This window comes from Alteromonas sp. LOR (assembly GCF_000753865.1).
In the GTDB taxonomy this organism is placed as follows: domain Bacteria; phylum Pseudomonadota; class Gammaproteobacteria; order Enterobacterales; family Alteromonadaceae; genus Alteromonas.
This window is the reverse complement of the sequence record NZ_JQFW01000006.1, coordinates 221934-229778: the sequence shown is the minus strand read 5'-3', so window position 1 is coordinate 229778 and position 7845 is coordinate 221934. Positions and strand designations below refer to the sequence as shown.

The following is a 7845-nucleotide window of genomic DNA, read 5'->3' as shown; positions in this document are numbered from 1 at the left end:
AAAAGGCCTGAGTCCGATACAATATCGAAATCAGGCCTTGGTTGCCGCTTAGAAATGAGTCCAACTTAATGGGGTCACTTCAATTTAGGGGCTTTTCCTTTTGCATAATCAGTATAAAAGAGAATGTATTATTTTACAGTTAGTCCTAAGTGCCTATCTTCTACCGCCTCACGCCATCCACCTAACCACTGTGAACGGGTTTCGTTCTGCTGAAATGGACAATTTTCCTTCGCACGACCACTAATACCAGCTTGATAGCCTTTAGAATGTGCACGTGTCATTTTATCTCTTTTTTGTCTTTTCATTGACTAGCCTCTTCTGTTTGTTGAAAGTACAACAACGTCAGTTCGCGGGCGCTCTACATCATATTTATTAAAAGTGCCGGAAAATCTTTTGCGTACATTACTTAGATAGTGCACTTAGCCAATTGGTTCAAGAGAATTTTGAAATTAAAATTCTTGACATTTAATAAATGAATGAAGTTTATATGAAATTATTTTTACAGTTTTGTGAATTTTTTTCGCACATATTTTTTGTGAACGAATGAACGTTTGATTTATGAACAGACATAAAAAAGGCCACTCAACAAGAGTAGCCTTTAACGTCATTTACTTTCAAGGAAGTGCGCAACTAGGTAATCACTATTACGTGTAAGTACTAATGAGTAATTAATAAGAACCTTAGCGTTTAATTCTGCGTCTAAATAATCCAGCTAACAACATACCACCTAATGCTAATAGCCCTGTCGATGCGGCCTGTCTTTCATAGGGTTGCTCATCTTCTGGTACTTCACAGTCGTCTATTGTGCCGTTTGATAGCGGTGATAGTTTAACCGCAACAATAGAATCAACGGCGTTAGTTTCACCTGCGCTGTCTAAAATTTCTACGCCAGTAATATACTTACTGGTAGTTCTTAGGCGTGCGTTAGCAATTATTTCATTGTTATCGTTAATATCTACGGCCTCAACAAGCTCGTAGGTGTTATCACAAGACACTAAATCGTTTAAATCAATTAACTCTCCAGTTTCAATGTTGTACATGAAAGCCGTTGTTTGACGCTGGGTTTCATTCGTCGCTGTCACATCTGCGCTACCCACAACAATATTATTATTGTTAATCGCATTTGGCGTTACGCCACCGCTAGTGAAAAATCCCTCTGGGTATGCTTTCTCTTCAGTTTCTAAGTTGTAGACAAAGAGACGAGAGCGTGAAGCCGTACTTGATGGCGGCAACACTGCACCGGTTACCCAGTTGTTATCATTAATACCAATGGCTTGGCTGATGATATTTTCATCACGAGGAAGTAACTCAATAGTTTCACCGTCTCTAAATACGGTAGCTACACGTTCACTTTCCGCTCTTGCCGATGAATTTGGGCGAGTAATAGCAACAAAATCTCCGGTTAAGCTTTCACCTACTGCAATACCTTGCTCATTAATATCGAAGGCGTAGGTGTAAAGGTAAAAGGTATTGTCCTCGGCAGGCTCTTCTACTAGTGGATACGTCTGTGTGTCAATGACATCGCCGTTTACATCGAGTTGCCAGATAGTAGCGTTAACTTCTGACAGGCTCACAAAGGCTGGAATCGGAGGATTTTGTGCTGTCACAAAAAGCGTAGATACGCGAGGGGCAGTAAATTCGCCCGTGTATAAATTGAATAAACAGCGGTCAACAGAAATATCACCGCGCTCTTCATCATCGTCGCAGCGCGCTACCGCATCATCAACAGCGGTTTGAAAGCTTACCGTACTAAATCCAGCTACTTGTAGGTTATTGTTGATAGCTCGCGCTGAAGCAAAACCGCCAAGGGTATCATCTACAGGAGGAAGTACTTTGGTCGTTCCAGATACTTGCACAAAAGCCTGCTGTGAAGACTCTGGGTACGTATAATTAATGGTATCACCGTCAGTATTCTCATAGGCATCTAAAACAACTAAACCGCCAGAGTCGCCGACAATATAATTGCCGCTAAGGCTGTCTCTGCCCGATACCCGAACTGATTGAGTGTAATCATCAAATTTATCGGTAATTTCGTCTAACCCAGGTACTAATTCCGCATCTACTGTATCGGTAATGTAGGTTCTAAACTGTGTCAGCTTTTGAATCTGAGGAAACGTTTGGTTGCTAATTATATAGCTGACAATAGTGGAGTAATCTGAGTCAGTGAACACCCCTTCTCTCGCACTATCTTCATCTTCCAGCGAAGGACCAAAAGTTTCGAAGAAAACGGTGCCATCGATCAGTTGGTCAACGTCGATGGGAGGATTGTATTCAAGCTGCGCTATCGTTAGCATTTGTCCTGCTTCATCAATAGAGCGACCAAAATTGCTTCTTGCAGAATCCTGTAGCGGAAGAGGTGTCACTGAATAAGTCGCGGCATAAGCCGAAACACTTCCTGTTGCCAACAGAACGGCGGCGGCAAGCTGAGTTCGTTTCATCTAAAATCCTATTTACTGCTGATTATCTTCCAGCATACTTTCTAATTCATCCCAGCGCGCATACTTCTGGGACAACAATAATTCTTGGTCTGCCAAAAGCGCTAATGCTTTTGCAGTGGTGTCACTGTCTTTTTTGAAGAATTCAGGATCATTTACCTGTTCTTGCATTACTTCTAGCTCGGCCTCAAGACTTTCTAGCTCTGCGGGAAGTGATTCCAGTTCACGTTGGTCTTTGTATGATAACTTTTTCGCCTTGCGGGGTGAAGGCTTAGCACTAGGACTATCTGAACTTGAATTAGTTTCATTCCTAGACTTAGCTTTTTCTTCTTTTTCAATCTGAAGGCGTTTTTCCTGCTGCCCTTTATACCAGCTTTCAACGTCAGTGAAACCCCCAATAAATTCTCGGAGTCTTCCCTCACCTTCAAATACTAAGCTGCTATTTGCTACATTATCCACAAATTCCCTATCGTGGCTCACAAGTAACACAGTACCTGTATATTCGTTAAGCAGGGTTTCTAACATTTCCAGTGTTTCAACATCCAGATCGTTAGTCGGTTCATCGAGAACCAACAGGTTGCTGGGTTTAAGCATAAGCTTAGCCAGCATAAGGCGATTTTTTTCTCCGCCAGAAAGTGACTTCACCGGCGCATTTACACGCTCTGGTGTAAAGAGATAATCTTGCAAATAACTGATGACATGTCTGGGGTGGCCGTTAACCATTAAATCTCGTTTGCCATCGCCCACAGCGTCAATCACTGTCTGCTCTAAATCAAGACCATGCCTGTGCTGGTCGAAGTACGCGACTTCTAAATTTGTACCTCGCTTGCAGTTACCACTGTTTGCTTCTAGCTCGCCTAGCAGCAATTTGATGAGCGTACTTTTACCACTGCCGTTAGGGCCGATAAGCGCTAGCTTGTCGCCTCTTAGTACATTCAGGCTCAAATCTTTAACAATGCAAAGCTCACCAATGTTGTATGAAAGGTTTTCAACTTCGAAGACCATTTTGCCAGAGCGTGCACCTTGGTGCTGGTTTACCACTGCACTTCCTTGCACTGCGCGGCGCGCCTTGCGTTCATCACGTAATTTTTTAAGCGCTCTTACGCGACCTTCGTTTCTTGTGCGACGCGCTTTAATACCCTGACGAATCCACACTTCTTCTTGAGCCAGTTTTTTATCAAACTCAGCGTTTTGCGAAGCTTCGACTTCAAGGTCGTGCTGTTTTTTCTCTAAATAGGTTTCGTAATTGCCAGGGTAGCTGGTAATGCCGCCGCGGTCTAAATCAATAATACGGGTGGCCATAGAACGAATAAATGCTCGATCATGACTCACAAACACAATGGCACCATTGTAATTGCTCAAGCTTGATTCTAGCCACTTGATCATTTCAATGTCTAAGTGGTTTGTCGGCTCATCAAGGAGCAATAGATCAGGCGAACGTACAAGTGCTCGTGCCAGCGCCGCTTTTCTTCTCCAACCACCGGAAAGCGTCGATAACGACGTTTCTGGCTCAAGTTTAAGCATGGTAAGGGTTTGTTCAATTTGTTGTTCAAATTGCCAAGCATCACGTGCTTCTAAGGTTTCTTGTAAACGCTGTAATTTGTTGAGATTGGCTTCGCTGGGATCTTCACCAACCAATCGGGTTTGATGAAAATAGTCTTTAAGCGTCTCGCCAATGTCAGATAATCCCTCTGCCACGTAATCAAACAAGGTGACGTCTGTGGTTTGCGGCGGGTCTTGCTCTAAACGAGCGATTACTGTGTTGTTCTCAATAATTCGCTGGCCATCGTCGGCAATGATGTCACCAGAGATAACCTTCATTAACGTTGATTTCCCACTGCCATTTCGACCCACAAGGCACACCCTTTCCTTCGGCTGTACAACAAGTTCGATACCGTCTAGTAGCGGCGGGTTTCCATAAATAACCGTAATATTTTTTAACTGCAAAATACTCACTGCAGAAATGCCTCCAGGTCGGCACTGTCAAAAGGCCAACCGATTTCTTTGTTTGTGTCTTCCCGTTTTAATACGGGAATGCGTGCACCATAGTGATGATAAAGGTCGGTGCTGTCTCTTATATTTACTTTCTCTACTGTTAGCGACGAAAACACGCTGGTTTTCGAAAGCTCGACGTCAGCTAAGTCACATAAACTGCACTGGGGGCCGGTATAAAACACTATCTTCACGACTGTAATGTCCAGCACTGATGAATTTTACCCTTTCTGGCAAAGTCTTCAGGAATGGTCTTTGACGTAATATTCTCAATACCAAAACCAAGGGCTTCAAGGGCTTGGGTATCAAGTTTAAACCCGCGCTTGTTGTTAGAAAAGATAACTGTACCGTTTTCATTTAAACAGGCTTTTGCCCGTGTCAGCATATCCACATGGTCGCGCTGAACGTCCCATGTATTGCTCATGCGCTTGGAATTAGAAAACGAAGGTGGGTCGATAAATATCAGGTCGTACTTACCTTTGTGATCGGCCAACCAGGTTGTACAGTCAGCCTGAACAAACGCGTGAGGCCCATCAAGCTTATTAAGCGCTACATTTTTCTTCGCCCAATCCAGATAGGTATTCGACATATCCACGGTGGTGACTGATTTCGCGCCCCCCTTTGCCGCAAATACAGACACGCTGCCCGTATAAGAAAACAGATTAAGCACGTCTTTGCCCTTGGCCATATTCATAACAATCTGGCGGGTATCGCGATGGTCTAAGAACAAACCGGTATCTAAGTAATCCGTCAGGTTTACCAAGAAACGTGCGCCGTTCTCATACACTTCCATCATATCGCCAGACTGATTGAATTTTTCGTATTGCTTAGTGCCTTTTTGCTGGCTACGCACTTTTAACACAATGTTTTTAGGCGCAATGCCCGTTACTGCGGGTAAATGCAATAGCACTTCTTGAAGGCGTCTGCGCGCCTTATCTTCTGATACTGTCTTAGGGGGAGCGTACTCTTGTACCACTAACCAATCGCCATACTTATCCACGGCCACGTTGTAGTCAGGCAAGTCAGCGTCATAAATGCGATAGCAGTTTGTATCTGCGTTTTTAAGCCACGGCTTAAGCTTTTTAAGGTTTTTCTTAAGGCGATTTGCAAATTCATGGTTACCGGTGTCTTCGCTAAACTGAACGGTATTTTCTTCGTTTAACACATAGTTAGCTAAACGACACTCTAGCTTACCGTTATTCATTGCGTAGTCTTTGCTCGCGCGCAGCTTAAGTACTCGCAACAAGTCTCGGTTACTGCTTAAAAGAGACACATGCCAGCCTTTCCACGCTTCTTTAAAGCGCTTGCCCCATTCACTGAATAACGGAATAAGAGACGTCAGTTCCCCTAATCGCTCACCGTAGGGCGGGTTTGACACAATGTACCCTGGTGTAGCGATAGGTGGTGATGATTTGGTGGCATCTTGCTGACTAAAGCCAATATCGTTGTAAACCCCCGCAAAATCAGCATTGGCTTTTGCAATTGAAATCATTTTACGGCTAAAATCGGCAGCATAGATACCGCTAGTAGAAGGCTTTTGATTGTCTAAGGCGTCATCAACAAGGTTGTCCCACGTACTCTCTTCGTGACCTAACCACTTGGTGAAACCCCAGTATGAACGTTTGATCCCCGGGGCGATATTGCGCGCGATATACGCAGCCTCAATAGCGATAGTGCCCGAGCCGCACATTAAATCGACTAATGGCGCATCGGTGTTTTCAGTCCATCCGCTTCGCATCAGCATGGCGCAAGCAATATGCTCTTTAAGTGGCGCATCACCCGCTTCTTGTCGGTATGCACGTTGATGCAAGCTCGCCCCCGCTAAATCTATGCCGATAATAACGTTGTCACGTTGCAAGCGGGCGTAAACGGAAATGTCAGGGTGTCTGCGCTCAACAGATGGCCTTGCCAAGCCTTCTTCAACAAACGTATCAACTATGGCATCTTTAATACGAACAGCCCCAAACTGGGTGTTTTTGATCGCAAAGTTGGTTCCCACAAATTGGACAGACAGCGTATGCCTGGAGTCCATTTGCATCTGCCAATCTACAGTCATTGCCGTATCGTAAAGGCTTTCGGCATTATTTGCTTTACCCGATGCCAAAACCCAAATTACTCGGTTAGCCAGTCGCGACCATAAGCAAAGTTTATAGGCGTCTTCTTTAGAGCCCTCGAGCTGAAGCATACCAGGAGCCTGCTTTATTTGTGCCTCAGGGCACAAAGTGAGCACTTCTTGTTTAAGTAGTTCGTCGAGACCGCGGCTGGTTGTAACCAGAATTGTATTCATTCATTTACCTGTAACTGGCGCACGACATTAGCACGTGCGCACTTTATGAGAGATCGGGGGTATTATAACGCGTTTACGATACGTTTAACGAGCGATGGACCTTGATAAATAAAGGCCGAATATAATTGAACCAGTGATGCACCAGCATCTAAACGTGCCTGGGCTGACTCAGGAGAGTCTATCCCTCCAACGCCGATAATAGGCATAGATTTATCTAATGCTTTATCTAATTTCTTCGTCACTTGTAAACTCATGTCAGTCATCACTGAACCGCTGAGGCCACCCATTTCATCAGCATGGGCTAAACCTTGCACTGCATCACGAGAAAGCGTTGTATTAGTGGCAATGACGCCATCCATTTTGCTGTTCATCAAAGACACCGCAATACTGCTTATTTCATCATCGCTTAAATCAGGGGCGATTTTAATGAACATGGGCACGTATTTACTGTGTGTCTGCGTTAGCGTTTCTTGAGCGGCTTTAAGACCTACAAGCAGTGAGTCTAATGCTTCGCCGTACTGCAGATTTCGTAGCCCTGGTGTATTAGGCGACGAAATATTGATTGTGATATAGCTGGCGTACGGATAAACCTTGTTTAGGCAAATAAGGTAATCTTCTAAAGCCTTGGCGTCTTCGGTATCTTTATTTTTACCAATATTGATGCCGATGGGCCCTTTGAATTTCGCTTCTTTCACTTGTTCAACAAGGTGATCAACACCTTTGTTGTTAAAACCCATGCGATTGATAATAGCTTGCTTTTCAGGTAGACGAAACAAGCGAGGCTTAGGGTTACCCGGCTGTGGACGAGGCGTAACGGTGCCAATCTCAACAAAGCCAAAGCCCATGCTTGAGAATGCATCTATACAATCACCGTTTTTGTCTAACCCTGCAGCAAGACCCACTGGGTTATCAAACTTAATTCCTGCTACCGTCACTGGTTTTGCAATAGGCGTGGTGCTGTACATCCATTTCAGCGGTGTATGTTGCGTTTTGTTCAGCCAGTTAATAGTAAGATCGTGGCTTTTTTCAGGTTCACACTGAAGGAGCAGCTTTTGCACTAAAGATTGCATGGGTATTCTAACGCTCGCTAATATAAAAAAGCCCTGATGAACAGGGCTTAAATCATTAAGG

Annotated in this window: 6 protein-coding genes; all 6 read right to left on the bottom strand. The window is 44.2% G+C overall.

Annotation, left to right across the window (positions count from 1 at the left end):
• Positions 1 to 128: 128 nt before the first annotated feature.
• The 6 genes from rmf to pyrD all read right to left on the bottom strand — a co-directional run bounded on the left by rmf (position 129) and on the right by pyrD (position 7784).
• Positions 129 to 305 carry a ribosome modulation factor gene (gene rmf / locus JV36_RS0103450; protein ID WP_032094108.1) on the bottom strand — a complete coding sequence of 59 codons (177 nt, stop codon included), beginning with the start codon at positions 303 to 305 and terminating at the stop codon, positions 129 to 131.
• Between the two features lie 375 nt (positions 306 to 680).
• Positions 681 to 2438, bottom strand: a complete 1758-nt coding sequence (locus tag JV36_RS0103445; RefSeq protein WP_032094109.1) for a DUF3466 family protein — start codon at positions 2436 to 2438, stop codon at positions 681 to 683.
• 12 nt (positions 2439 to 2450) lie between these two features.
• A complete protein-coding gene (gene uup / locus JV36_RS0103440; RefSeq protein WP_032094110.1) occupies positions 2451 to 4391 on the bottom strand; it encodes an ATP-binding cassette ATPase Uup in 1941 nt (646 codons plus the stop codon).
• Positions 4388 to 4621, bottom strand: a complete 234-nt coding sequence (locus tag JV36_RS0103435) for a glutaredoxin family protein (RefSeq protein ID WP_032094111.1) — start codon at positions 4619 to 4621, stop codon at positions 4388 to 4390. Before JV36_RS0103435 ends, uup begins: the two co-directional genes overlap by 4 nt.
• Positions 4618 to 6714, bottom strand: coding sequence for a bifunctional 23S rRNA (guanine(2069)-N(7))-methyltransferase RlmK/23S rRNA (guanine(2445)-N(2))-methyltransferase RlmL (gene rlmKL / locus JV36_RS0103430; RefSeq protein WP_032094112.1), 2097 nt, complete (start codon positions 6712 to 6714; stop codon positions 4618 to 4620). Before rlmKL ends, JV36_RS0103435 begins: the two co-directional genes overlap by 4 nt.
• Positions 6715 to 6776: 62 nt before the next feature.
• Entirely contained in the window at positions 6777 to 7784 is a 1008-nt protein-coding gene (pyrD, locus tag JV36_RS0103425) for a quinone-dependent dihydroorotate dehydrogenase (RefSeq protein WP_032094113.1), read from the bottom strand.
• Between the last annotated feature and the right edge of the window lie 61 nt (positions 7785 to 7845).

Coding starts and splice junctions, on each gene's coding strand:
- rlmKL (WP_032094112.1), bottom strand. CDS start 6,714: ATGAATACAATTCTGGTTACAACCAGCCGCGGTCTCGACGAACTACTT.
- pyrD (WP_032094113.1), bottom strand. CDS start 7,784: ATGCAATCTTTAGTGCAAAAGCTGCTCCTTCAGTGTGAACCTGAAAAA.
- JV36_RS0103445 (WP_032094109.1), bottom strand. CDS start 2,438: ATGAAACGAACTCAGCTTGCCGCCGCCGTTCTGTTGGCAACAGGAAGT.
- rmf (WP_032094108.1), bottom strand. CDS start 305: ATGAAAAGACAAAAAAGAGATAAAATGACACGTGCACATTCTAAAGGC.